The organism is Ralstonia sp. AU12-08 (assembly GCF_000442475.1).
Classification (GTDB): Bacteria; Pseudomonadota; Gammaproteobacteria; order Burkholderiales; family Burkholderiaceae; genus Ralstonia; species Ralstonia insidiosa.
This window is the reverse complement of the sequence record NZ_ASZV01000062.1, coordinates 16,703-42,762: the sequence shown is the minus strand read 5'-3', so window position 1 is coordinate 42,762 and position 26,060 is coordinate 16,703. Positions and strand designations below refer to the sequence as shown.

Annotated in this window: 23 protein-coding genes and 1 pseudogene; 11 read left to right on the top strand and 13 right to left on the bottom strand. The window is 61.6% G+C overall.

The window, feature by feature from the left end:
• The first annotated feature begins 5 nt into the window (after positions 1–5).
• Both C404_RS59770 and C404_RS58125 read left to right on the top strand, forming a co-directional pair.
• Entirely contained in the window at positions 6–494 is a 489-nt protein-coding gene (locus C404_RS59770) for a DUF411 domain-containing protein (protein WP_080633406.1), read from the top strand.
• Between the two features lie 403 nt (positions 495–897).
• Positions 898–1,482 (top strand): IS5 family transposase, encoded by a 585-nt coding sequence (locus C404_RS58125; protein ID WP_256731011.1) that lies wholly within the window; start codon positions 898–900, stop codon positions 1,480–1,482.
• A 441-nt stretch (positions 1,483–1,923) separates the two neighbouring features.
• Here the strand turns inward: C404_RS58125 and C404_RS60925 are convergent.
• Positions 1,924–2,163, bottom strand: a pseudogene (locus tag C404_RS60925) (transposase); the annotation flags it as partial.
• A 259-nt stretch (positions 2,164–2,422) separates the two neighbouring features.
• Here C404_RS60925 and C404_RS60805 point away from each other — a divergent pair.
• On the top strand, positions 2,423–2,662 hold the full coding sequence (locus C404_RS60805; protein WP_009241632.1) for a DNA-binding protein: 240 nt from the start codon (positions 2,423–2,425) through the stop codon (positions 2,660–2,662).
• Between the two features lie 736 nt (positions 2,663–3,398).
• Here the strand turns inward: C404_RS60805 and C404_RS58115 are convergent.
• From C404_RS58115 to C404_RS58085, 8 genes are all read right to left on the bottom strand, one after another.
• A complete protein-coding gene (locus C404_RS58115) occupies positions 3,399–6,536 on the bottom strand; it encodes an efflux RND transporter permease subunit (RefSeq protein ID WP_021197814.1) in 3,138 nt (1,045 codons plus the stop codon).
• Between the two features lie 64 nt (positions 6,537–6,600).
• Positions 6,601–7,668 (bottom strand): efflux RND transporter periplasmic adaptor subunit, encoded by a 1,068-nt coding sequence (locus C404_RS58110; protein WP_021197813.1) that lies wholly within the window; start codon positions 7,666–7,668, stop codon positions 6,601–6,603.
• Positions 7,665–9,056, bottom strand: coding sequence for a TolC family protein (locus tag C404_RS58105; RefSeq protein WP_031330288.1), 1,392 nt, complete (start codon positions 9,054–9,056; stop codon positions 7,665–7,667). The genes C404_RS58110 and C404_RS58105 overlap by 4 nt, the downstream gene beginning before the upstream one ends.
• A gap of 80 nt (positions 9,057–9,136) precedes the next feature.
• Positions 9,137–10,453, bottom strand: coding sequence for a sensor histidine kinase (locus C404_RS58100; protein WP_021197811.1), 1,317 nt, complete (start codon positions 10,451–10,453; stop codon positions 9,137–9,139).
• A complete protein-coding gene (locus tag C404_RS58095) occupies positions 10,443–11,132 on the bottom strand; it encodes a response regulator transcription factor (protein WP_031330287.1) in 690 nt (229 codons plus the stop codon). Before C404_RS58095 ends, C404_RS58100 begins: the two co-directional genes overlap by 11 nt.
• Positions 11,133–11,448: 316 nt before the next feature.
• Positions 11,449–11,661, bottom strand: a complete 213-nt coding sequence (locus C404_RS60800; protein ID WP_081659386.1) for a GDCCVxC domain-containing (seleno)protein — start codon at positions 11,659–11,661, stop codon at positions 11,449–11,451.
• Positions 11,662–11,668: 7 nt separating this feature from the next.
• Positions 11,669–11,944: a mercury resistance system periplasmic binding protein MerP gene (merP, locus tag C404_RS58090; protein ID WP_021197809.1), complete on the bottom strand. Its 276-nt coding sequence runs from the start codon at positions 11,942–11,944 to the stop codon at positions 11,669–11,671.
• Between the two features lie 12 nt (positions 11,945–11,956).
• Entirely contained in the window at positions 11,957–12,301 is a 345-nt protein-coding gene (locus C404_RS58085) for a mercuric transporter MerT family protein (protein ID WP_021197808.1), read from the bottom strand.
• Positions 12,302–12,376: 75 nt separating this feature from the next.
• Between C404_RS58085 and merR the strand changes: the two genes are divergently transcribed.
• Together merR and C404_RS58075 are read left to right on the top strand one after the other, a co-directional pair.
• The gene (gene merR, locus C404_RS58080) at positions 12,377–12,775 is read left to right on the top strand and encodes an Hg(II)-responsive transcriptional regulator (RefSeq protein WP_021197807.1); all 399 of its coding nucleotides are present in this window, start codon (positions 12,377–12,379) and stop codon (positions 12,773–12,775) included.
• A gap of 772 nt (positions 12,776–13,547) precedes the next feature.
• Positions 13,548–14,540 carry a DNA-binding protein gene (locus C404_RS58075; protein ID WP_012435778.1) on the top strand — a complete coding sequence of 331 codons (993 nt, stop codon included), beginning with the start codon at positions 13,548–13,550 and terminating at the stop codon, positions 14,538–14,540.
• 115 nt (positions 14,541–14,655) lie between these two features.
• Here C404_RS58075 and C404_RS58070 read toward each other — a convergent pair whose 3' ends face one another.
• Positions 14,656–15,309, bottom strand: coding sequence for a hypothetical protein (locus C404_RS58070; RefSeq protein ID WP_021197806.1), 654 nt, complete (start codon positions 15,307–15,309; stop codon positions 14,656–14,658).
• A 320-nt stretch (positions 15,310–15,629) separates the two neighbouring features.
• On the opposite strand from C404_RS58070, the gene C404_RS58065 reads away from it, so the two are divergent.
• Together C404_RS58065 and C404_RS58060 are read left to right on the top strand one after the other, a co-directional pair.
• Positions 15,630–16,730, top strand: coding sequence for a DUF3800 domain-containing protein (locus C404_RS58065; RefSeq protein ID WP_021197805.1), 1,101 nt, complete (start codon positions 15,630–15,632; stop codon positions 16,728–16,730).
• A gap of 112 nt (positions 16,731–16,842) precedes the next feature.
• A complete protein-coding gene (locus C404_RS58060; protein WP_031330286.1) occupies positions 16,843–17,136 on the top strand; it encodes an H-NS histone family protein in 294 nt (97 codons plus the stop codon).
• Positions 17,137–17,210: 74 nt separating this feature from the next.
• Here the strand turns inward: C404_RS58060 and C404_RS60795 are convergent, their stop codons facing one another.
• Both C404_RS60795 and C404_RS58050 read right to left on the bottom strand, forming a co-directional pair.
• Positions 17,211–17,537, bottom strand: a complete 327-nt coding sequence (locus C404_RS60795; protein WP_220687850.1) for a hypothetical protein — start codon at positions 17,535–17,537, stop codon at positions 17,211–17,213.
• A 701-nt stretch (positions 17,538–18,238) separates the two neighbouring features.
• Positions 18,239–19,162, bottom strand: coding sequence for a hypothetical protein (locus C404_RS58050; RefSeq protein ID WP_137884850.1), 924 nt, complete (start codon positions 19,160–19,162; stop codon positions 18,239–18,241).
• A gap of 740 nt (positions 19,163–19,902) precedes the next feature.
• Between C404_RS58050 and C404_RS58045 the strand changes: the two genes are divergently transcribed.
• Genes C404_RS58045 through C404_RS58030 form a run of 4 tightly spaced genes read left to right on the top strand, consistent with a single transcriptional unit; the run spans position 19,903 to position 25,059 of the window.
• The gene (locus C404_RS58045) at positions 19,903–20,556 is read left to right on the top strand and encodes a hypothetical protein (RefSeq protein ID WP_021197801.1); all 654 of its coding nucleotides are present in this window, start codon (positions 19,903–19,905) and stop codon (positions 20,554–20,556) included.
• 11 nt (positions 20,557–20,567) lie between these two features.
• Complete coding sequence (locus tag C404_RS58040) at positions 20,568–22,715, top strand: hypothetical protein (protein WP_021197800.1); 2,148 nt, start codon at positions 20,568–20,570, stop codon at positions 22,713–22,715.
• 2 nt (positions 22,716–22,717) lie between these two features.
• Positions 22,718–23,707: an ATP-binding protein gene (locus C404_RS58035; protein ID WP_021197799.1), complete on the top strand. Its 990-nt coding sequence runs from the start codon at positions 22,718–22,720 to the stop codon at positions 23,705–23,707.
• A complete protein-coding gene (locus tag C404_RS58030) occupies positions 23,704–25,059 on the top strand; it encodes a hypothetical protein (RefSeq protein ID WP_021197798.1) in 1,356 nt (451 codons plus the stop codon). The genes C404_RS58035 and C404_RS58030 overlap by 4 nt, the downstream gene beginning before the upstream one ends.
• A 152-nt stretch (positions 25,060–25,211) precedes the next feature.
• Here the strand turns inward: C404_RS58030 and C404_RS58025 are convergent, their stop codons facing one another.
• Positions 25,212–25,925 (bottom strand): FadR/GntR family transcriptional regulator, encoded by a 714-nt coding sequence (locus C404_RS58025; protein ID WP_031330285.1) that lies wholly within the window; start codon positions 25,923–25,925, stop codon positions 25,212–25,214.
• Positions 25,926–26,060: the final 135 nt, after the last annotated feature.

Below are 26,060 nucleotides of genomic sequence, written 5' to 3'. Positions count from 1 at the left end.
GTACTATGACAAGACTATCGGGTATCAAGACTGTCTCAGCAATGAGGCGTTCCGTCATTGCAGGACTGGTGCTTTTGCCTGCCTTGGCTTGGGCACAAAAGACTGCATCCAAGACCCAGATTGAGGTCTGGAAGACACCAGCGTGTGGATGCTGCCGGGATTGGCTTTTGCATTTGCGGAACAACGGTTTCGAAGTGGTTGTACACGACGTCGAAGACACGGTCGAGGCAAGACAAAAAGTCCGCATGCCAGCGCGCTATGCCTCCTGTCACACCGGCCTTGTTCAAGGCTATGCGCTTGATGGCCATGTTCCGGCCCGTGAGATTCGGCGATTGCTGCGGGAGAGTCCATACGCGATTGGACTGGCGGTCCCTAGCATGCCAATTGGCGCGCCAGGTATGGACAGCCCTGCATATGACAATCGACACATGCCTTATAACGTCTTGCTGGTCGGCTTGGATGGCAACGCAACCGTATTCCAGCCGTATAAGTGAATGCGCAAAAAGCGTTTGGCGAAGTGCAGTCGGCTCCTTGCACATGTCGAGGAAATCTCCAGTCGAACCCTTGCGCAGTGAGGTGTTGCCCAATGGGTGGCACGCGTGAGAAACATGTCGGTTGCAGACCTTCCAGTCAACGTGCTGGCGACAATGGCGCTCGTCTTCGTAACATGGATTGCGCTGCTCATAGGCTTCGCCTGGTACTTGCGCAGAAAACGCGGAGCAAAGCATCCGTCAAATACACGTGCCGATGTCAATAGGCGCCGCCAAAACAAGAAATCCCGTTGTCGACGCTAACTACGCGATCATGGAGAAAAACGTCGACGTACCTAAGGACCCGCTTCAAAACTCTTTACGCGAGCGCTGGCGCAGAGCACACGGTGGCGGCATGATGGTGGACATGAAACAGACGACCTTGGGTCTGGACTGGACCAACAAGCGCACCAGGAAGCGCGATTTCTTGACTGAGATGGAGCGCGTCGTTCCGTGGACCACACTGGTGGGCCTCATCGAGCCGCACAGTCCTCGCGCCAAGACTGGCAGGCCGCCTTTTGCCATCGAGACCATGCTGCGGATTCACTTCATGCAGAACTGGTTCAGCTTCAGCGATATGGCAATGGAAGAGGCGCTGATCGACACGCCGCTGTACCGCGAATTCGCGCGACTGAACGTCGATGCCGACCGCTTGCCGGATGCGGTCACCATCCTGCGCTTTCGTCATTTGCTGGAGGCGCAAGATATCGGCACCAAGATGCTTGCTGCGGTCAACGACCTGCTGAGCGCGAAAGGCCTGATGCTCAAGGCAGGTACGGCGGTGGATGCGACGCTGATCTCGGCACCGAGCTCGACCAAGAACGGCACCGGTGAGCGCGACCCAGAGATGCAGTCGACCCAGAAGAGCGGCAACTGGTACTTCGGGATGAAGGCGCATGTGCGACCTGCAAAGTCGCATGAGTTCCTGTTTCACGAGGTAAGTTATCGATGAAACCGGTTGTTCCATCAACCGTTCCCTACCCGGACATGCTGAGCGGGCAACTGCTCGGTGTGAAGCTCCGGGGACAACGTACCCGCCGGATTAGCCGGTACTCGGTCCCGCGAGGGGCGTGGAAACTGCCAGCACAGAGGCGGTGAGGGGCTAGGGACGAGCGGTAACGATCAACACATGTGAACTTCCGTTAAACGTCGTCATCATTGAACAAGCCAAATGTGCTGACAGGCTTGAGCCAAACGGCAAGCGGCAAGGCATGGTCTTTGTGTGCTGGACCATCATGGACGGAACGCCGCCGGCGAATAGGAAGGATCCGACCCGCTCTGAAACTCATGTGGAACAGGGTAAGCCCGTAACGTTGCCTCCCAAGGCAGGCGAACCGCAAGGAACGTTGTTGGCGTTGCGGGTATAGGAACACGGAAAAAGCGAAGGCCTTCCTGTAATGGGAAGGATACCGACTGCGACATCGTCGGACGCGAAAGCGTCACCAGCACGCAGTGCTCGGTGCCATTTGAAGACCAGGTTCGGATTCAGCCCGTGCTCCATCGCCAGACGCGCCACCGATACGCCTGGCTCGCAGGCCAGCTTGGCCAACTGCCGTCGGAACTCAAGGGGGTAATTCGGGATGCCTCTACGTGAACGTCTCTTCGGTGCTTCTGTTGCCAGAGTGGTCCCCACTACTAATTTGGTGGGGATCACTCTGGCAACTTCCTCTCACACCGTCGAGACGGTGCTGGGGACACGCTTACGCGACAACGCCATCTTATCGTGCCGCTCTCGCCAGGCGAAGAGGTGCGAGAGGGACAGCGCGTCTACGTGAATCTCCAGGATTGCGGCCAGTTTGCCGTCCCAGCGTCCCAAGTGATGCTGCTGCGTCCTGCAGGCTAGCAGGCGCCTCTATTTGGTACGAGATACGGTATCAAGTTGTAGGAGCATCGTGGCCTGTGCCGCACTGAGCCGTTTGGATGTGAAGCGCGCCCGCGATTCGTTGGTCACACAGGGGCAGCATCCGTCGATCGACGAGCTATGTATCGCCTTGGGCAACGTCGGCTCGAAGACGACCATCCATCGCTACCTGAAGGAACTGGAAGAGGAAGAAGGCGCGGCATTGGCACGTACCGGCTCGCTTTCCGACACCATCCAGGATCTAAGCTCGGCTGGCGGCGCGCTTGGATGAAGAGGCGCAGACGATGATCGACCAGCAGCCCGCCGTGTCGGCCGCGCAGCGCCACGCCAGCCGCTCTGCAACAGCGAACCATCGAGGCCAAGCACTTGGCGCAGCAGGCCCAGGATCTCCCCGCAGGGCTGGCTGAGCATGAGGATTTCCGGCGCTTGTTGGACCACAAGTCAGGCACTGGAGCATTTCCGTAGCGCCCGCAAGGAGCGGCGCGGCCAGGAGGCACGCCGACACGAACAACAGGCTCAGCAACTCCAGGCGGAACTGCGCCGGACAACCCGATGCTGATCGTCAAGCAGGGCGAGATCACTCAGTTGCATAAGGACGGCGCCGGGTTGGTGGGGTAGCCGTCCTTTTCGTGCATTTTCTTACGGTTTCACTCGAACTTCCCTTGTGAATCAACAAGTTGCTAATTCACGGATTTCGCAAGAGCGCGTCCTTTTCGTGCCTCACGGTTTCAGACCGCCGGCACCGCCACCCAGAGGGGCATCCGGTAGACGCATACTCACTGCGCAGTGAATATGGCATTTCCGCCAAGTATCAGCGGCTGCGCTGGCTTGTGGTGCTGCAAGCTGTCGAGCCCGCCGCTTATGCCGTCGGGCCGGCCACAGTGAGCTGCTGATCGTCGCGCGTAACGTTCGGCACGTTGTCGCTCTGTTTAGCGATTGCGCTCGCGATAGCTCCACCGCCGACGCACGCAAGCCGCCGGGGAGCTGTTCGGTAGCGGCGGACTCATTCACGATTCGCCACCCGTCACGATGCCCCCGGCAGCTCTGTCGGGCTCGGCAAGCATGTCGCGCTCGAAGCGCCCATAGTGCAGAGCGAGCGTCGGCAGCACGATCAGGTTGAGCGCGGTGGACGTGATCAGGCCACCCAGAATCACGATCGCCATGGGCCCCTCGATTTCGTTGCCCGCCGCACCGCTCGTGACGGCGAGCGGCAGCAAGGCTAGCGCGGTGACAAGCGCGGTCATCAGGATCGGCACCAGCCGTTCCGATGCCCCACGCACCGTCGTATCCATGCTCCATGGAAGGCCGTCGACGTGCACGAGGTGTTCGTAGTGGCTGATCAGCATGATCGAATTGCGCAACGATATGCCGAAGAGCGTGACGAAGCCCACCATGCTGCCAAGCGATAAGTTACCGCCTGCGACCACGACGCTCAACACCCCACCCACCAGCGCGAACGGCAGGTTGGTCATAACAAGCAGCACACGCCGGCGGCTTTTCAGCGCTAGGAAGAGCAGCAGCGTGATACCGATCAGGGACATCGTGCCATAGGCAATGAGGTCGTGCTGCGATTGTGCGCGCGCTTCGCTTTCGCCGCCGAATACGGCATACGTCCCTGGGGGCATCTTGATTTCGTGGTTCACACGCGCTTGCGCCTCGCCCACGAAATCGCTGACCGGCCGACTGCCAAGATTGATCGATACCGTTTGCATACGCTGGCCGCCGTCGTGCGCGATTTGGTAACGGCCGAAGACCTGGCGGATCGTCGCGAGCTCGCGCAAGGGCACGGCAAGTCCGTCTGCATTGCGCAGCATCAGCGCGCCAATGTCGCCGAGCGTCTGGCGTGCTGACGGGGCAAGTACCACCGTGACATCGTAGCTGCGACTGCCTTGGTAGATCTGCGATACCGTGACGCCCGCGTAGGCAGCCTGGATCGCATCGAGCACTTCGACCGGCCTGAAGCCCCAGCGGCTCAGTTGGTCAGGCTTGAGCTTCACGTCGAGCTCAGGGATACCGGGTGGCGAGGCTACCTGCACGCTTGCCACGCCGTGGATCGCCCCGATCAGGCGCGCAATATCCTGGGCCGTGCGGTCGATCACATCGAGGTTGTTGCCGAACACGTTGACGACAACCGGCGCAGTTGCCCCTGAGATGGTCTCGTCAATGCGTTCGACAAGAAACGTGTTGACCGACGTGGTCAGCCCTGGAAAGCGCGCGAGCGCCTGCCGAACGCGATATAAGGCCCAGCTCTGGTCCGAAGCGCTCATCGGCTCAAGATCGATCTCGAATTCCGAGAGCTGGACGCCGGTCGGATCGACGACGTTATTGGCCCGGCCGGCGCGCTGTGCTACGAGGCGCACGCCTGGCACCTGCATCAACGCTTTCGATATCTGGGTGCCGATGCGCATCGACTCCTCGAGTGACGTTCCGGGTGCGAGCCCCATGTGCACGATGTAATGTCCCTCGCGCAGTTGCGGAATTAAATTGCCACTCATGAACGGCAGCGCGGCGAGGGCGGTCACACACATCAGCGCAACGGTCACCGTGACCGCCTTCATGTGCTGCTCGATTTTCATCAAGAGGGCCGTATAGCTTGCCTTGAGCCCGACAATCCAGTGCGGCTCGCGCGCCGGGAGCGGTCTGCGCGTGAGCAGTGCAAGCGCCATCGCAGGGGTGAGCGTGAGCGCCACGGCGAGCGAGGCCAATACCGCGAGAATGTAGGCGATGCCCAATGGTGCAAAAAGCTTGCCGGCCACGCCAGAGAGCGTCAGCAACGGCAGGAAGATCAGCATCACGATGAAGGTGGCGAACACCACGGCGCTACGGACTTCCAGCGAGGCCCGCAGCACCACGCGAAAAACGGCGAGCGGCTGCGGCAGCGCGCAGTTCTCGCGCAATCGCCGGTAGATGTTCTCGACATCAATGATCGCGTCATCGACCACCTCGCCGAGTGCGATCGCAAGGCCCCCAAGCGTCATCGTATTCAGGCTCACGCCCAAAGAAGTCAGCACGATGCTCGCGACGAGCAGCGAGAGTGGAATGGCGACGGCGGAAATCACTGCGGTGCGTACATTGAGCAGGAACAGGAATAGGACTGCCATCACCAGAACGGCGCCGACGATGAGCGCCGTGCGCAGGTGGCCAACCGACGTATCGATGAAATTGGCAGGACGAAACACGCCAGCGTTTACCTCGACACCGTGCTGGACCAGGACCGGCCCGAGCGCGTCAAGCGTCTTTTCGATGCTCTTCGTGATGGCCAGCGTGTTGGTCCCATATTGGCTTTCCAGCACCAACTGCACTCCGGCTTGACCCATGATCGAGGCGGCCCCGACAGGTGGCGTGCTGCCCCAGGCCACGGTTGCGACATCGCCAAGGCGCACCGCCGTGCCGTTGCTCCAGCGCAGCACCACGCCAGCGAGCTTCTGCGGTGTGGCAATCTGGCCGTCGGCGTTGACGGCGATGCGTTGATTATTGTTCTCGATGAACCCGGCGCCGCGCACACCGGTGGACAGGCGCGCTGCTGCGATGACGTCCTGGACCGACAGCCCATAGCGCATCAGCTTGGCCGGATCCACCTGAACTTGCATCTGGCGCGCGTCGCCACCAAACACGATCACGTCAGCCACGCCGGGGACGCTCAGCAGCTGCGGCCTGACAGTCCACTGTGCGATGTCGTACAAGTCCATCAACGAGCGCGTCTTTGACGTGATGCCAATGATTCGCACGACACTGGTCGTCGTCGTGAGCGGCAGGAGCCTGGGTGGCATGACACCCGTTGGCAGCGTTGCCGCCATCCCGTTGATGCGCTCGGTGACGAGTTGCCGGACCTGCAACACGTTCGTGTGATCGTCGAAGACGAGCGTGATCGCGGAAAGACCCTGCATCGACCTGGAGCGCATCGATTGCAAGCCGACCATACCGCCCAGGGCGTTCTCAAGCGGCTGCGTCACGAGCGTTTCGACTTGTTCGCTGGTCAACCCCGGCGCTTCGGTATGGACGATGCTCATCGGCGGCGCGAACTCCGGGAACACATCAAGCTTCGCGCGCGTGAGCGTATAGAGGCCGTAGCAGGCCACGACGATAGCCAGCGCGTAGATGACGCCGCGAAAGCGCAGCGAAAAGCGAATGATCGCGTTGAGCATGGACTGGCTTGAGTTCGCGTTGGATATGGCTGGGGGTGCACCCGGACAAGCGGGTGCTCCAATCTCACTCATCGCACTCGGGCGGATCCTTGCAGGCCGTGGCGATGCCCTGCGGCTTCAGTTCTTCGGAGAGCAGCAATTGAGCGCCTTGCGTTACCACAAGATCGCCGGCGTGAAATTCGGAGGTTACCTTGAAGCCTTGGTCGCCTTCTCCAGCCGGCGGCACATAGCGGCGCGTAAAACGATCGGGCGCGGTGCGCACATAGGCCCACGTCTGGCCGCCGTACCAGACCACCGCCTGCTCTGGAATCAGGAGTCCGGCATTCACTTGGCTCGACGTTGGTACGTTCGCGCTCGTGCGCGTACCCGCTGGCAGCGCTTGCTGGGCGATGTAGAACCATGGGTTGCCCTGCACGGCAGGATCGGCGAGTGGCGACGCGGAAAGTTTGCTAGCCGGAACCGACTTGCCTTCGGGGGTCTCGATCGTGATCCCGGCAGGTGCCACATCGCGGTAGCTCGCAGGCAGCGTGACGCGCAGCACCACTGCGCGACCCAACTGCAAATGCAGGAACAGATCGGACGCCGGCGTGATCGCCGCGTTCGTGAGGGCATCGCCAAATTGCTGGCGCATCGTGGCATCGAGGCCGCTTACCGCCGCATTGGCTGATTGCAGCTTGGCGTTATCCGTTTGCATGAGCGCTTGTGCGTCCTGCAGGCTCTTCTGCGAAATGTTGCGGTCATCCTCGAATAAGGTGCGGGTGCGCGCGTACTGCGCGCGCGAATTGGCGGCCTGCGCTGCAAACGTGCCGACGTCTGCTCGCGCAGCCGCCATCCGGTTGTGCAGGTCGAAGAGCGGCTGCAGGTCGATGACGGTCGCATAGGCGCTAATAGCGCGCTGTCCGGTGACGGCAACGAGCGGTGTCACCATGATGTGGCTTGCGCGCTGTTCCTCAGGACTGATGACGACGACCGTTTCGCCATTGACCGTTTGTACGCTCGGCTGGGGAGCGACCTGGGTGGCCACGGTGGGGGCGGAGGCGCCCGAGTTTGCGACTATCTGATGGATGTACCATCCAGCGCCAACGAGCAAGGCCAGCGAGGCGAAGGAAAAAAGAATCAGTCGAAGTTTCATTGCCGTGTCTCTTGCTCGGTTGGGGTTGCATCCATCACCCCTTGGCCGAGGGTTCGCTGCATGGCGTCCTCGAGTGCGCCGGCGGCCTGCTGGGCGGCGACGACAGCGTTCAGATGGGCAATTTCACTTGTTTGATAGTCGACCTGCGCCTGTGCGTACGTCAGACGGTCCGTGTTGCCGGCCGCAAGGCTGGCGGCCTGGCTATCGAGCTGCTTTCGGGCGTCGGTCCGATACGCCTCGGACAAGCGCATCGCCTCGAGGCTGGAGCGGTAACGGGCAAGCGCGTGATCGAGGTCGCTGAGAATGGTGTCCTGCAATGCTGCCGTTCGGGCGGCGGCCTCCTTGCGCTTGGCCTCGGCCTCCCGGATGCCGCCCTGGTTCTGGTCGAAGATCGGCAACGCGATGCCGGCGAGGCCAAATGCAATCTTGTTCGTTCCGGTGTCGTAGGTATAACCGAGGCCGAGGTGGATGTTGGGATACTGCTTCGCCACTTCGAGCTGCAATGCCGACTCGGCGGCGGCGTAGCCGGCAAGCGATGCGAGCAGGTCGGCCCTGTGGAAGATTGCCTCGCGCTGGGCGTCGGCAGCCGGCGGCGCAGGCGGCGCTGTGCCGAACGCGTCGAGATCGAACCGAATGCCATCGAGCGCAGCCGCCCTCACGCCGATCGCTGCCGCAAGTTGGGCACGGGCGTCCTGTTCAGCGCTGCGGGTTGCGACCAGATCGCTTTGCGCCTGGGTATCGGCGAGTACCGCCGCATCGACGTCGGGCCGGGAGAACTGACCGACTGCCAGGCGCTTCCTGCTCATTGCGGCGATCTCCCGCTCGGCCTCCGCCTTGCGCGACTGAGACACGATACGCTCGCGTGCGGCATAGAGCGCGAGCAGCGCGTCGCGGACTTGCGAGCGGACCTTCCATGCTTCATTCGCGATGTTCAGGCGCGCGGCTTCCGACAGGTGCGACGCCTGGTCGACGCGATAACCCCGCTTGTGTGCGGTCTCGATCGGGATATCGAGCGCTGGGCCGGTCGTGAACGGCGCGCCGGGACCGGGGTTGGGCGTCGAGTACTGAAAAGGAAATTGAAGGACCGGGTTCGGAATCTTGTCGGCAACCTCGATACCGGCTTTGGCTGTACCCCACCGGGCGCGCGCGATATCGAGCGCCGGGCTGTAGTACCAGGCTGCCAGACTAAGCATCTCTCGGTTCCAGCGCGCCGGTGGCCACGGCTGAACGTCTTGCCCGAGCTCGCGGGAGAGGTAGGCGCGCAAATCTTCGCTCACAAGCGAGCGCTCCTGGAACTGGAGGGCAAGCTGGGCTGGCGCGATCGGTTGTGCTTGGTATGTCGCACAACCCGCCAGCAGGGTGAAAGCAATCGGCAATGCTCGACGCATTTGGACATCCATTGGTCTTGCTGCCGTCCGGTTTGGCGGCTTAAGGCCCGGATGCTACGCCACTGCTTGTGAAATTTTTGTCAAGAACGAGCCGGATCCGTTCCAGGTCGTGCCGCTTCTGGGGTCGCCAGGGGCAGACGTAACCATACGCGCGTACCGCGGTCGGGCTCGCTGTGGAGATCGATGGCCCAGCCATACCGGTCGCATATCTTTTTCACGATCGACAGGCCAATACCGATGCCGCGTGTCGACGTTTGTTGCGGGGCCGCTTGATAGAACCGGTCGAACACATGCGGCAGCGCCTGCGGGGCAATGCCTGCGCCCGTATCCTCGATCTGCAGCCAACCGTCCTCATACGAGAAACGAATATGCCCGTGCGCGGTATAGCGGATCGCATTGTCAATCAGGTTCGAGAGCACGATGGCAAGTGCGGAACGATTTGCCATGATGTGCAGGCAGAGATCGACGTCGACCACCGTGTTGACACCTTTTGCAGTCAGGCTGTCCACGAAGGGCGCCAGCACTGTTTCGATCATGCGTGTCATGCCCACCGGTTCCTGGCGCTCTGCCAATTCCTCTCTTGCCAGTATCAGCAGCGCATCGACCGTCTCGCGCATGTTGTCGGTCGCTTGTTCGATCTGACGCAGTCGTGCGCGCGATTTTCCACCGATCGACGTGTCCTGTTCGAGCAGTTCACAGCTTGTCTTGATGGTGGTAAGAGGCGTGCGAAGTTCATGGCTGACGTTGCTGGTGAACGCCTTCTCGCGCTCCACCATGTCGGCCATGCGTTGATGGTACGCGTTGAACGCGTTGGCCAGCTCGGTGATTTCTACTTCGTCGTATTTGCCGGGATTGATCGACGCCGATCCGCCACCGAGCCAAAGCACTTTGACTTGCTGCGCCAACCCCACCACTTGGCGCACCAGCAGACCTGACAGGCCGTACGCAAGCCAGATCGTCAGCAGCGCAAAGACGCCGGTGCCGGCCATGAGTGCGTTGATGACTCGCTTGAATCGCTGCTCATAGGCGCCAAAGTCGTAGATCCGGTACAGCCGTGTATTGCCAAGCGGGACAACAACGACGTGGATCTCCTCGTCATTGACGATGATCTCGTGAGTGCCTGCGGAAAGCTCCTTGACCGTTGCGGGCAACGTGACCGTCGCCCGACCCGCGGTCGACACATAACCATTCATCCTCGCGTCAAACTGCGGCAGCAGAGCCGGATCGCTCTGGTACGACTGCAGCAGGTTCGCGATGTCATCGTGGATCAGCGCCGCGATCAGTTTCTCTTCCTGCGCTTCGGCAAGCGCTTTCACGCCCAGCGCCTGAGCGACCAGCAGGAGGATCGTCAGCGCTGAGAAGGCGAGCGCGACCTTGAAACGCAGGCTACTTCGCATCGGTATCGCCCACATTCAGCCGGTAGCCAAGACCATGCACGGTCTCGATGAGATTCACTTCGCCGTGAGTGGTCAGAGCGCGGCGCAGCGTATAGACGTGTGCACGAAGAGTGTCGCTGTCGCCAAGCTCCTCGCCCCATATCTGCGTTTCGAGTTCGACGCGGCTGAACACGCGGTTCGGGGATTGCATCAGGATGCGCAATAACAGCAGGCACTTGGGCGGCAGCTTTATAGGGCGAACGCCACGTTCGACGGAAAGTGTCGTCAGGTCAAGCCGCACGTCCGCACAGCATAGGACCGTTTGCGTAACCTGTCTCTTATAGCGCTTGATTAGGGCGGCCAACCGCGCGCCGACCTCCTTGAGCGAGAACGGCTTGACCAGGTAATCGTCGGCACCGTGCCTGAATCCAGTGAGCTTGTCATCCAGCGTGTCTTTGGCGGTCAGCATCAGGACGGGTGTATCGCGGCGCGCTTCCTCGCGCAGCCTGCGGCACAGCGTCAGACCATCCATGCCCGGTAGCGCCAGGTCAAGCAGAATGGCATCCCACGATTGGGATAGCGCCAGTTGCAGGCCTGCTGGGCCGCTCGACGCAGTATCAACCTCGTAACCGGCGCTCTCAAGGTAGTCGTAGAGATTGGTCGCGATGCTGACGTCGTCTTCGATCACGAGTACCCGCACAATGAGCTCCCGAACGCGCAAACACACGCGCATTGTGCCATTGCATCCCGTTGCGGGATGCCAATCTTGCTTGGACCGGGCAGCAAAGTGGGGCCTGGTAGGAGTCGCGCGCGACCAGATATCGACGATGGCCCATTCTACGTACCCGTAGTTTAAGTGGGTGACTGTGTCCAGCGATTCAGGGGGCCGCTCCACTGGTGCTGCTTTGCCGCGGCGCCGGCGCCTTGTCTATCGGTGCTTGGCTACGCAAGCGCTGGCTCGCCGCTCCGTAAGCTTAGTGCCGCGGATGGTTCGCCCTCGTTCGTTTGGGACCAGGTCAGCCGCAGCATCCCCGTTGCAGTTGGACAGGCGGGCAAGGCACCGAGCCGAACGAACAGAACACGCAGCAGTCCCCTGGCTTGGGCCGCAACAGCGTTTTGCAGTGCAGGCATTCGTAGTAGAACAGGCAAGCGTCCGTGGGCATGGTTTCCTGCTTAGCAAAGCCGCAGTGCGGGCACGTCAGCACGGATTCGAGGGTGACTGCACTCATGACGGGGTCACTTCTGCAGGGTGGACGGATAGCCTGCGTTCGTCGTCGCGCGGGTCAATGCTGCCGGTTGGGTCGTGTCAGCGTCATAGGTAACGGTGGCCGTTTTCCTGCCGAAGTCGACCTTTACAGCGCTCACTCCGGGCACCTTTTGCAGCGATTTCTTGACCGTGATGGGGCACAACTCGCACGTCATGTTTTGCACGTCGAGAGTCACGGTTTTCGGCGCAGCGGCCAGTGCTGTGAGAGGCAAGGCTGCGCATATGGCCAGCAACAGTTTGCGCATGAGTGTCTCCAATCAGTAGAACAGCGGGGCTAGCCACGGCACGGCCAACAGGCCGAGCAGCAAGGCGGCGACGACCCAGAACACCAGCCGCTGCCGCTCAAGTGTGCGTGGCTCAGCGCAGGCCGTACCCGGTGTGCAGGCTCGCGGCACCAAGTAGAGCTTGCGGAAGGCCAGCCCGAGAAACAGCAACGTCAGGCCGATAAACACGGGGCGGTACGGATCCATAGCCGTCAGGCTGCTCACCCATGAGCCGCCGATACCGAGTGCGAGCAACACCAGCGGGCCGACACAGCACACCGATGCGCCGATGGCGGCCAGGACGCCCGCAACCAGCGGGCCTTTCCCGGAGAACTGCATGCCCGACTCCTTGAACCTGTTTGCTCAAGTGTTAGTCTAGATTCCGTACTTAGGTACGGAATCAAGGAGAAAGTGATGGCTACAGACCTGACCATCGGCAGGCTGGCGGAAGCCGCCGGCGTGAATGTGGAGACGATCCGCTATTACCAACGGCGCGGCCTGCTGGATGAGCCGTCAAAACCCCTAGGCGGCCATCGGCGCTACGCCTCGGAACAAATCAGGCGCGTGCGCTTCGTCAAACGAGCTCAGGCGCTGGGGTTCACGCTGGACGAGGTGGGCACCTTGCTGTTGCTCGATGCAGCGTCTGCGTGTGGCGAAACGCATGCACTGGCTGCGCGCAAACTGGACTTGATCGACCGGAAGATGGCCGACCTAGCCGCGATGCGCCAAGTGTTGACCGGACTGGTACGGCAGTGCGAGGCAGGTGACGGCCATGCGACTTGCCCAATTATCGATGCGCTGGCGCAGGATTGAGCTCGCCGGTAGTGTCAGCATTTTCTCGTTCCGAAGCCTAGAAGACGCCACTGATCGGCTACCGAGGCTGCTTAGTGCGACTGCCCTGCGCTGGTAGCCCCTAAGGCGCACGCGTCCTGGTCCCTCCTGGCCCAGGACTGAGCACTGCGACCATCTTCCCCCCCGTTTCATGCCATCCTGATGCAGTCAAGTTAGGCCACTCGTCCACCCGATTCAGTCGTTACGACCCACTAGCATTGGGGGCACACCGATACGGATTGTGTCAAAAATCTGTCACCACAATGGGTTAGTACCCGTGTGCCGGGGAACACGCTAAGTCAAGAATGTTGCAATTCTGTGAAAATACAGCTGCCCCGGAATCAGGGCAGAACAGTCCGCACCGGGACATTATCCGCTGACATCGCCCTGTCTTTCCCGGCCCCTGCGAGCGCGGTGCCCATTCAGACGCAATATCCCGTGGCGGTGCAACTTTGCTGCCCTGAGCGGTGCGATGGCCATGCACAGTGCAGTTTCACGAAAAGCGGGCGCGCGCATCATTCACCAACAAATCGGATTCCGCGTCGATGACTCGAGTGGTTCGCCCACTGTCGCCCAAAGAATAGGACGCTGGATCATTTGTACTGTGAGCGAGCGCCGGAGTGACCTTCACATCGCATCACACGTGATAATCCGCCATTATCACGTGTGAGGAACCGCCTCCGAGGAGCCACCTTGACGCATCGATTTGGTACGTATATACATAGTACGTAATACGGTATCAAATACTAACGCCATGGCCCGTGCCGGACTCAGTCGTATTGACATCAAGCGTGCCCGCGATTCGCTGCTCGCCCAGGGGCAGCACCCGTCGATCGATGCGATACGTATCGCGTTGGGCAACACGGGCTCGAAAACGACCATCCACCGCTATCTGAAGGAACTGGAAGAAGAGGAAGGCGTAGCGCTCAAGCGGGCTGGCACGACCTCCGACGCCATCCTCGACCTGGTCGGCAGATTGGCGGCGCGCCTGCATGAAGAAGCGCAGGCGGTGGTTGACCAGCAGGTTACGGCTGCCACGGCACAACGCCAGCAAGTCCGGGCAGAAGCAGACAGGCTGTCGGCGGACCTCGCCGTGCTTCGCGCCGAGCTGGCGCAGGCTCACGCCACCATTACCAACGTGCGGGCTGCGCTCAGCGACACGCAAGCGGCGCTGCAGCAGCATGCCCTGGAGGCCGAACGGCTGGCGCAGCAGGTCCGGGACCTCACTGAACGGCAAGCCGAGCAAGAAGGCTTCCGGCGCTCACTGGAGGAGAAGCTGCAGCACGCGCACCAGGCGCTGGAACACTTCCGCAACGCCAGCAAGGAGCAGCGCGATCAGGACACGCGGCGGCATGAGCAACAGGTCCAACAACTGCAGGCGGAAATCCGGCAGGCCAACCAGGCGGTGATCGTCAAGCAGGGCGAAATCACGCTGTTGAACAAGGACGGCGCACGGCTGGTTGCGGAAGTTGGAGCGGCAACCAAGCGCGTCCGCGAACTGGAAGCACGCGGCGAGCAAACAGTGGCGGCGCTGAACCAAGCGCGCACCGACCACACGCGGGCGGAAGCAGAACGGGATACGTTGCGCGCGACGGTGCAGGCCCAGGCGGATGAGCTTGCGGCCGTGCGTGCGGAACGTGAGCAGACGGCGACCGAGTTGGCCAGGTTGGCTGCACGGCTCGAAGCCCAGCAGACGCTACTGACTGACTACCGGACACAGCTCGGGGTGGCGGGGCCGGCGGCCTGAAACCGTAAGATTCGGCACGAAAAGGACGTGCTCTTACGAAATCAGCATTTCCCCAACTTATTGATTCACAAGGTAAATTCGAACGAAACCGTAAGAAATTGCACGAAAAGGACGACTACCCCCACGTGGCGAAGTGTTCGACCTCGGCAAGAGCCTTTTCCAGTTTGCCGGCGTCGACGTGCAGGCTGGGCTCCATCATCCAGACAGAGCCCATGTCCATTCCGTTCGCCTCCGCTTCGACGAGTAGCTCGCGCTCGCGATCGTCCAGGAAAAACAAACTGCGGTGCTTTGTGAGTTCAATCGGCGCGTGCGTCGGCCTGACACGCGTCAGGCTCCCTGGGTGCTGTGAGCGGTTCCGCGCCAGGATGACCTGCTCAAGCAGATCCAAGTCTGCGCCGCTGTCCAAGAACTTCACGCCCAGGTGCTCCGCGAAAACAGCCTCGTACCCTCGGAGCCATCCGTGTTTGAACACGCGTTTCCGCACATCTTGGTCGACGTTGATATGGGCTGCGCGTTCCCAAGTTTCAAAGTAGACACGGAGCGCGCCGGCCAGCATGGACACGCACGCATGGCAGAGTACCTGGACGGAATCTGACGCATCGATCCAGTCCGACAGAAACGCCGGCTCCGAATTTTCGCTATGCGGCGGTACGTAGGGCGGCTGCTCCTCCTCGATCAACCGCATGCGCTCGACGAAAGGCGACGTCGAATCGCGGTAAAGCTGGCGTATGAAGCCAACCCGTTGTTTCAGGAAGAATGCAACGTCCATTGTAGGGCCTCGCGTAGGCAGGGATATGAGCGGTCATCCAACAAACGAAGGTTTGATAGTCACCTGCCGGCTCGCACTCGGGGCAGGCCGCGAGCCGCATAGCTGGACAGCGCCCGTCAGCTGCAACCAATACAAGCACGGGGTGACGGGATTGCAGACATCGGCCGTCGAATACAAGCTCGGTTGCAGTTAATCTAAGCACGCGAGTCCCGTCGGTTGCAGCTATTTCAAGCAAGAATCTGCGTGAAATGCAAGCCACTTCAGTTCTCGACGGCTGTGGCGCTTGGCGTCAATCCAATCCAATGGCCAGCAGGGTGACCATGAAATTCTTCTTCGATGAGAGTGGAAACACCGGTGGCGAAACCAGCACCGGCAAGGCATACGACTTCGATGGCCAACCAACCTTTGCGCTTGCCGCCATCGGCCTCCACGACCAGGATGCGACCGCGGCGGTAGTCGAGGAGATCAGGTCCGCGCACCGCATTCCGGCTGGCGAGTTGAAGTCCAAATCGTTGACCGGCAAGCCCGAGTTTGTCCGTGACCTGGTCGACGCCATTTGTGATCGAGCCCCACCGTGCTTCATTGAAGTCGTCGACAAGAGATTCTATGTGGTGATGAACATGGTTAGCAGCCATGTGCTCCCGCCGAGCACGGGTATCTTGGGAAGTCCGCAGGCGCACTTTGTTCAGAATGCATTTGCGGATTTTCTCTATCACTTCACGCCGGCGGAAGTGTTCGACGCGTTCATCGCCGCTTGCCAGGCCCCGTCCGATGCAGCGCTTCGATCGTCATTTGGCGCCTTGCTGGAGTTCTTGGATCGGTTTCCTGCGAGCGAGGTCGCTGTGGCGTGCCGTGAGATGACGTGTCTATCGTTGAGCGATTACGACGAGATGCTGGCCGACAAGGTTCCTACTGCGTACGCGCGTTTCTTGCCTTCGCCGGACACGGGCAAGCGCGGGAAGCCCGTTTCGATGCTGCCGAATCTGTCCTCGCTCACGAACATCTACGCTCGGATCAATCGGCACTACAAACGCGACCTATCGGCGATCGAGTTGGTGCACGACGAGCAGCTCCAATACGACCAGATTCTGACCAACAACAAGCAAGCGGCCGAAGCTCTCGGCGAGCATGCGGTCAACTTCTTTACACCGCACGCCGACTACAAATTCAGCGCGGCGGCGCCACTGACTTTCGCGAAATCCCACGACTCGATTGGTCTCCAGTTGGCGGACGTCATTGCCGGCTTTTGCATGAGGTACATCAAGGATTGGCTGTGCGATCCGAGAGGTATTTCAGATGCCGCGCATGCGACGTTTGAGCGCCTCCGCGGATTGCGAGACAACGGTACGGTCTGTGGCGTGAACCTTGTCGTTACCAACCAACTTGCCCATCAGGTGTTGTTCCCAGCCTACCGTGACTGAAAAGCGTTCAGCCCCTGTGATCGAGTAGCGGTGTATGTGGAGAGTGCGCGCGTTCTACGCCGGGTGCGGACTACATCGGCTATCCTTGCCGCTCACATAAAACGGGGGTTTCGTGGCAACGTACAAACAGCTTCTGGCGCAAAAAGCTAAGTTGGATTTGCAGATCGAGGCGGCACACCTTGCCGAAAAAGCAGCGGCGATTGCGCGGGCTCGCGAGATCGTGGAAGCGTACGGTCTGACCGCAGCAGATATCGGCCTCAAGGCGCGCGCCGGCAAGAGTGTACAAGCCAAATCGATCGTGCCGCCCAAGTATCGGGACCCGAAGACGGGCGCTACCTGGTCGGGCCGCGGCAGGGCGCCTGCATGGATTGGCAAGAATCGCGATCGATTCCTGATCGAAGCGTGACAAGCCCGGGGGCGGGGAGCAATGAAAGGGCCAACCGCCTCGGGACTGAAGTGCGCAATCTCACCTTATCTTGGTTAGACCCCTCGCGGAGAAGTGGGGGAGTCATAGATGGTCACCACTAGGCAGGGGAACCAGCCATCGGCGTAGGCCTGTTGCCGTACGATCACGGCGCCGGGTAGCAAGGAAGTTGGCGACACCCCGGGCTCGGCTAGGTCGACTGAAACCGACGTGCTGCCGTCGGGACGGATGTCAGTGAGCGGGATTTCCAGGACGGCGGAGAAATCCTTCGGGTCGCAGTGAGGGTCTTGCGGGCGGCTGGGCTGCAGCGCAGTGGCGACAACTGTCTCGCTGCCGCGGAAGTGTTTGTCCAGCGGCTGTCGTTGCGCCTTGAACCAAGGCATGCCCCAGCTCTTTTGATGCCGCCTCCCGTCCCGGTGATAGCTGGCGTGTGGGTTCCGTTTCGTCCCGCCAATAGGATTTTGGGGACGCGGAAAGATGACATAGACACCACTGGCGGAACGCGTAATTCGGAGCGCAAGGTACAACTCCGTGTCCCGGATGGCCACCGCATATTGGCGGGGTGCGGTCTGCGTGGGTAATGCCATAGGGACTCCGGATGGCGAACTCCATGGATTCTAGGTGCCTATGGCGGTGCCATTGTTCCCCGGACCCCAATCCCAAGTCTGCCAGGCCTTGTAGCAGTCGCCGGGCACAATGCGGGAGCACCAAGGCTCGACCATCGGAACAGCGCGCATCCACATTCCCAAGGCTTGAGCGGTTGGCCTCGACGTGCACCAACCCCTTTATCGCCGCCTGTTAAGCATCTGGTTGACGATAGCAAATCCGTTCACCATGCGCGCTCTCTAACTCATTGATTCTTCGTGGTCTCCTCAGAAAGTGATCATGTTTGCTTGCCTTCCGACCCGGAAGCAATTCGGAGCATTCGTTAGCCAAACTGAGCAATCATCAGGAATTGACGGCCATTGTCAGCATTGTTGGTCCGTTCTTCGCCAGTGCAGGGTACAGCTGAGCACCTTTTCATCACGACCTTGACGGGGGGCTGCGGTCTTGAAGAGTTGTCTTGGGCGACCCACGTGCGGGGTCATCCTTCGTTCTTGCGCCGGACGAAGATGAGTTGCAGATCCTGCTTTGCAGCGTCCCCCGAGGGGGCTATCGATTCGGCAAGGGCGTAGCGCTCGTCGTCGGCGCGAGTTCCGTCTTGCACTTCATACGACAAGCCGTGTGCCTCGAGCTCGTCGAGCAGTTCGCGCCAGTCCGTCTGATCTGTCACCGACACAGCTAGCGTGGAGAACCATTCGTCATAGAAGGTTCTCAAGTTTCGCCAAACATTTCTCAATTCTGCAGCTTGGCTAGAAATTGCGAACTTCCATTCATCGGATATCAGGGTTTCGTAGGTGAGTGCGTAGTGGCTCAAGTCCCCCTTGGCTTGAGCAAGGCGCAGGCAGAACACTGCCACATTCAGTCCAGCCCAGCACGTCTCACGCGAGCTGACGGGGTGGTACAGCGCGTCGACGTATTGCTTGACGCTTCTTTTGGACCGTGTTGGCGGAGAGGGAATGCTGACCCCAAGCTGTTCCACCGCTTGACGCCATGACATGACCGCGTTGACGGAGGCGCGATCTGTCTGAGAGAGCGACCAGATCGGCATCGCGAGAGCGCGATGTGCCGCGTCTGTGTGGCGTGCGAGCCGGTCCATCCACATTGTTGCCGTGCGGTCATCGCGTGCCAGGGCGCGCGGCAAATCCAATTTACGGTGCCCGAGCCGTTCCCACCAGCGCGTGGGCGCATCTGTCGCGAAAGCGTCCCCCATCAGCGTTTTCTCGATTCGATAGCCCGTGGGTGCGTTGAGCACTCGGCGTGCAATATCGAAGACCAGCCGGCTTTGGTAAGCCCGTAAGTGGACATTACCGCGGTACGCGGACCGCCATCCAGGCAGACCGGCACGGCTGAGCTCGATAAAGCAACCCGATAGCGGATCGCATTCGACGGGGTTGAACGCGTACACCTTCTTTCTCCCCGTGTCTAGGGACAATTGCTGTCATCAAGTGTGCCTTGATTGGCGGATCCGCTACAAGCATGTTGGCGATCAGATGCGATCGCATAGAAGCCTTCACGTTCGACGGGCAACGCCATGGCGAATTCAGAACGGCAGACGGACAGACGCGTTGCTTCGTACCTGCTCGAGCAACACGGACCACTCATGTGTGGGCGCAGCCTATGGGCGGCGCTTGGCTACACGTCAGCCCAAGCGTTCCGCCGTGCAGTCCGTGCCGGATCGGTGCCGATAAAAACGTTCACGCTGGAACATCGAAGGGGGCGGTACGCCAAGACGCTCGACGTGGTGGACTGGCTCGCAAACCTGGCGGCCGCTGACCGCAGCGAGGCGCCCGGAGGTTGAATTCAAGGAGATGACCATGCCGCCATGTTGAACAACGGGCAGCGGTAGGAAAAGAAAAACGCCCCAGTGCGGCAAACACTGAGGCGTTCTTGAGACTAGGTCGCTCGTCATCGAACTACGCGAACTGAAACCAAGTCTCTGCCTCTTTGCGCCACCTGTCAAGCTGGCGTGCCCTGTCGCGTTCCCCACATCCCTCGTCCCCGCAGTCCGACAAGTTGCTCCCTGTTCGCGGCGGTATCGGCTTGCGCGTGCGCTCCAAAGTGATGCAGGCGCCTCGTCGTACCCGCCGCTTGCTCGACGCGCAGTGCTCTCGGGCTGTGTCCATCCAGCGACCTTCAGGAGGCCGTATGTGGTCCTTTCGCGAGCACCGGTATGGCGGGCTTCATCGCCGCTACCGTGAATTCAATGGCGGGGTCCTGCGCTGCATTGACCCACTCAGGCGCGAGCCGATTGCCTTTCCCACCGAGCTGCACTACGAGAATTGGCTGCTGTACTGGGCGCAGCCCGGCGTTCGGCGCCTGCAGGTGGGTGGGCTTCGCCTGTACTGCATGCACCTTGGCCATCGCTTCAGCGTGCGGCCCGATCTGGTGGTCACGGACCACTCGGAGCAAATCCAGATCGTGATGGCCGCATCCACCCCAGCCAACGAGAAGCGCGTCCAACGGCTCGCTTTGGTGGCCAAGGCGCATGACCTGCAATGGGCAGCGCGCACGCGCGCCGAGATCCGCGCGGATCCCGTGTTGCTCAGCAATCTGGACAGGTTGCGGCAGTGCACGACGCTAAATGCCGACGATCGCGCCCCGGCGATTGAACGCCTCGTCCACGACAGCCTGCGCGCGGCGGACTCGACCACCCGGGGGCACCTACGACAGCGCACGGGGCCGCACGTGCCGCAGAGCCTGCTGGACGCCACGCTGCTGCGCTTGCATGCAGCCGGCGAGCTCAGTCTTGAGTTATCAGCCGCGCCGTATGGAGAGAACACGCTGGTACGTCGGCGCTAGGAGGGCCGGCCGTGCGCGAGCGTCCCGACTCGGTGCGCATCCAGGCCAAGCCTTCGCCGAGATTGCAAGGCATCGAAACGTCGCTTCCGGGCCGCTCCGGCACGATGTGGCGCGGCCTCACACTCCAGGAGTATCGAATGACAAACGAACATCGCTCGGACTACCCCAACCGTGGGTGGAATCGCATTCCGGAATGTTATCGCGCGATCGACACATGGCCCAGCGCAGACGAGTCGCTTCTCAAGGGCCAAAAGAACCGGTCACGCTATCGGCGGCTCTGTACGGGGATTCAGTTGTACCTCGAGCGTCGGCCGCTGGCCGACGTGCAGGCGGCCACGGGCCTGTCCAAACGGCGCTTCCTGGCCATCGTCGAACGCTGCCTGCAGGCTGCCCCCGACGGACGCATCTGGGGGCTGCGCGCGTGCGTGGACGGGGCGCGGGTCAACACGCTACAGCGATGCAAGGCGCTCACCGAGCACGACAATGACCACGCCGGCTACCAGGGGATGTTCCGGAAGTTCCTGCGCGATCACCCGGAGATCGAAACCCGGCTCATCAAGGAATTGAGCCGCAAGGGTGTCAAGAGCGCTGGGCCCAAGCGCCTCGCGTTTCGGGGTGCGCACCGTGCGTTCCTGCGCATCTGTAAGGAAGCGGGGATTGCCGAGAATGCCTATCCGCTCAAGCAGCAGAGCAAGGCGGTATGGGGGCTGCGGAAATGGATGCGAGAAGCGTTAATTCCGCATGAGGGAGCTGCTTGGGTCGCGCATGAGTATGGCGAGGACGCCGCAAAGAAGTACGCGTTCCAATCGGGCGATGGGCAGGCGAAGCGGCTGCCCTTGCCCTATGAAGCGTGGGAACTGGACGAGGTCACGATCGACGTGGAGGGCGTGTACGAGATTCCCAATGCCGCCGGCGACTGGGAGGAAGTGGCGCTGCGCCGCGCGTTCGCACTACGGGTGATCGACGTGGCCACCGGTGCAAAGCTTGCGAACCGTCTGGTCTTGGCGCCGCAGGCGTCTGCCGAAGACGTCGCCATGCTCCTGTGGGATGCGGTATCGGGTGTGGTGCTCAGTGAAGAGGTGCGGAACACGGGCCTCTTGCCGGGGGCAGGGTTCCCGGCCGCCGAAATTCCCGAATTGCGCTTCGCGGTGCCGCAGACGGTCTATCTCGACAATGCGCTGGCGCATCTATCCGATCACGTGCAGCATCTCATCAGCAGTCTGTGGGGCGCTAAGGCCAAGCTGGGCCGTCCCGGTACGCCTCTCGAGCGGCCCCATATCGAAGCGGATTTTGCGGTCCAAGCACGACAGTTTCTGCATCAGGTGCCAGGCACGACCGGATCGGGACCAGGCGACCCCTTAAGGGACAAAGGTGGGCGTCGCGTGTCCGTCACACTCTTGGCGGCGGCCATCGATTGCTACTGCGCCAACGCCAATGTGAGCCCGGCCGCAGCTTCGCATTACATTGCGCCGCTGGAGCGTTTGCGCCGTAGCCTGGCAAGCCGCGCGCTCGCTCCCACTTATTTGCCCGCGCATCTGCGCCGGCCCCATTTTTTCAACAAGCCTGTCCCGGTGCCGGTCCACGCTGATCTGCGATCTGGCCGCTGCCCGTACATCAACTACATGTATCAACGTTACAGCAGCAATCAGTTGCGGCGTTGTATCGGCCTCACGGGTAAGCGGATGTGGGTACGCCCCGATTTCGGGGACATGCGTACGGTGTTGCTGTTCGACGATGCCGGAAGCGAGTTCGGGCCGGTGCATGTCCAGGGTGCCTGGGGCAGGTTCCCGCACGACATTCGAATCCGCAAGCTCTATGGCCGCCTTAAGCGTGAACGGCAGCTCGGACAGCACCCCGAGGACGCGCCCCTGGAGTGCCTGCTCAACGCGCTTCGCAAGCGTGCGCCGGGCGACCGGAACGCGGCATTGCAGCTTGCCTACTTGGAGCAGTACCTGTTAGCGCACGGTGTCGGTGTGTCGCCCTTGGGCCTCATGGTGCCGGACACGTTGCCGATCGCCGAGGTGGCCGAGGGCAGTACCCGTGGCACCTCGCACATGCGACCTGTCCGCGCCGATGCGCCCACTGGGTCCGAGCCGGGTGCGGACGCGTCTCCGATCTTCAGTGCCAACCGTGTTCCGCGTGTTGTCGTGAGGAGGTGAGCATGAACCCCGACAATCAGCAACCCGATCCGCAGGGCAATCTCGTTCCACTGGAAGATGCCATTGTGTGGACCCCCGTGATCGAGCGGCTCGGAAAGACCGTCGCGGGATGGCTGCGCATGGACTCGCCGGGCGCGATGGTGTCTGGCAAGCCCCGGTTGGGCAAAAGCGCGGCGTGCAGGTATCTGGCCCAGACGTTGCCATCGATCATCGCGGCGCCTGTCGCCGTGGTGATCTGGAGCATCCCCGACAACCGGGCCATGCGCGAGCGCGATTTTATCCAGGAGCGGATGCTGCAGTCCGGTTGCGTTGCCGTCGCGCACCGCGATATCGCCGTCTTGCGCTCGCGACTGTATGACCGTCTCGCGCATCTAGCAGCGGAAGCGTCGTCCAAACGGGTAGTGATCATTATCGACGAGGCGCAGCATCTCTCGGCCGACCATTATGGCTACCTGATCCACTGCGCCAACGAGTTGCTAGACCGGCGCGTGCGACCGTTTTTCCTGCTGGTTGGGCAACCCGAGCTCGAGGACATGGCACGCAGGTGGAACGAGAACATGCTGCAGCAGGTGCACGGGCGCTTTCACACGCATGAATTCATCTTCACGGGCATCGCGCGCTCGGAGCTCGCCGAGGTCCTCGCGCAGATGGACGAGCGGCTCTCGCCGGAACGGCCGAGCCCCCCCGAGGCTCTGTTGCCCGCCGCGTATGCCGAGGGCTGGCGCTTGTCCGAGCTGGCGCCGCAGATCGGGCAGGCGCTGTTGGCCATCGCGACGCAGCACCACATCACCGGCGAAATCCTCGTGCCGATGCAGTACCTGCGCTCCACGGTGCTTGCCTTCTTTTCACGGGTGGTGGTGCAACGGCTGGATCCGCGTGCTGCCTCGGCGGCGCTCATGTTGAACTGCTTGCGGGACTCCGGTTTCATGAGCGTGATCGGGTACTACGCCGAAGCCGCACATCCACAGGACGATGCAGGAGGCGCATCATGAAAAAGCCCGTCGTGCAATGGGGGGCGCCCATACGCGAGCCGCATGCGGGCGGGCTATTAGGCGAGGCGTCCCTCTATGCGAGGTGGTGCCGGCTCTGCATGGGACTGAAGCCGGACATCTGCGAGCTACCCGACTTGCTCGGAACGCTGCCCGGCGCGCGCAAGATTCTCAATGCGGTGGCGGACCACCGCTTGCAAGCGCGACGCTATGACACCGTCCGGCAGCACCTGGCCTTGAGTGAGGTGGATTTCTGGTATGCCGCGGGACTGGATCTCTTTGACGACGCGCAGAGTGGGCTCAGTCCCGGGCGGCACCTTCGCTATTGCCTGCCGTGCCTGGAGCTGGGCTTTCACGCGGTGCTCTTCCAACACCTCACGTTGAAGGTCTGTCCGCTGCATCAGTATGCGCTGGAGATCCGCTGTCCCTACTGTGCCGCCCCGCTCCTGCCGAGTTGGCACCAGATCGCGAGATCGCCTTATGCATGTCAGAGCTGCGAGGCCTTGCTCATTAAGCCCGTCACCCAAGATGCTTGTTGGAAGCACGCGCAGCTGGCCGACGACGTGCTTGCGCCGCATCGCAAGAGGCTCGCACGGACCGTCGACCAAACGTCGCACCCGCAAAAGGAGCCGCACAGCCTGACGTTCCCGGCGACGCACCCAACGAACGCCGCGCGCGTGCATCGCCATGCGCTGCGGCATCTGGTTTGGGGTGATGCGGGTGTAGGCACCGATGCTGCGCACAAGGTGTTGCGTTTCGAGCTGGGGCCACAGGGCGCGCCGGCAAGTTGGCAATCAGTCCGGCAAGGGACGACGCAGACGACACTGCGCACGCTCGAAAAGTTGCGCGCTCTGTGCGGCGTGGACCAGCATTCCGTGGTGAGCGACCACACAAAGTCGAGCGTGCAGTACCGGACGCTGCGCGTCCAACCGGGTGCGAAGGTCGTGGCGCTCGCCTATTGTGAACTCGCCGTCCTGTACGGACTGCCCCCACTTGCCGGGGTGCCGAGCCACGCTTGGAGCTTGAGCCATTCTGGTCTGTGGCTTGGGCAGCAGTATCTGTCGATGCGGAGTTGCCAAGTTCCCGGTTCCGCGCTGGCGAATCAGGTGCTGGCCGAGTACGAGGTGCTGGGCCTTTTCTGTATCGTACTCAAGCGCTTGGTGGCGTTGCAAAAGGCCGAGCAGGTGGAGTGGGGGGGCTGCCCTCCACCGGACCAGTTCTGCCCAGCATGGCGCTGGATTCCTGAGAGCCGCCACCTATTTGTCCGGCCACGAGCCACCTGGTCACTGGTCGACTGGCTGGTCGCGCGTTACGCAGACCGGGTGATGCAACTGTCGCGGTCCACTGAACCTTGAGCCGCAGCGCCCAATGTATAGCGATTCTTAGCAAAGGAGGCCAGCGGTTAGAGTTCTTGCGAAGGCATCGATGCGTTTGCGCAGAAGCGGTGCGCCAATTGGCAAACCAAAGCCTGAGCCTGGGCGCACTGGTCCAACCAATAGGCCGCGTTTTAATCGCCATCGCTCTCCACATGGTCGCGCACGAAATCGATGTGGGCCTGCATGGCGGTGCGTGCTTCTTCGGGGCGCCGCGCCAGGATCGCCTTACCCAGCGCGAGGTGCTGCACCAGTAGTTGCTCGGACGCGCCGGGGGTCTGTTCGCGTATGTCGGTGCCGTTGATGGCAATGTGCTCGCGCAGCATGCCGATCACGCTGGTATGCAGATGCAGGAACATCGTGTTGTGTGAGGCCTGAGCAATGGCATCGTGCAGCATGGCGTCGGCGCTGGCTTCGGCGGCCTTGTCGTCGGCCTTGCGCGCGCGTTCGAGTTCGCGCAGCAGTGCGCGGATTCGTTTCAGGTCGGCCGCGTCGGCGCGCAGTGCTGCGAAGTAGGCGGTGGCGCCTTCCAGCACGCGGCGGAATTCCAGGATGTCGTCGCGCAGCGCTGGGTGATCCGCCACCAGTTGCCCCCAGGGCGAAGCAATACCGCTGCGCAGTTTGTCCGTGGCATAAACGCCCGCGCCGCGCCGGCTCTGTAACAGGCCGCGCGCCGCCAACCTTTGAATGGCTTCGCGCACGGTGTTGCGTGCGACGTCGTATTGCTCGGCAAGCTGCCGCTCCGACGGCAGGCGCGTCCCGGGCGTCCAGGTGCCGTCCAGCAGGGCAGTTTCCATGCGGCGCATGATCGTTTCCACACGCCCGCGTGCCTGCGTACCGACCGTCATCATCCACTCTCCTGCCTTGTTGCGCGCGAATTGGCCCAACCAATTTGAACTGTAGCGTATGAGCAGCAATTATGTCTCTAAAACGCGCACGGGCAGCCCCTGCCATGCGCAACATACCGGCGCTGCACATGCGCC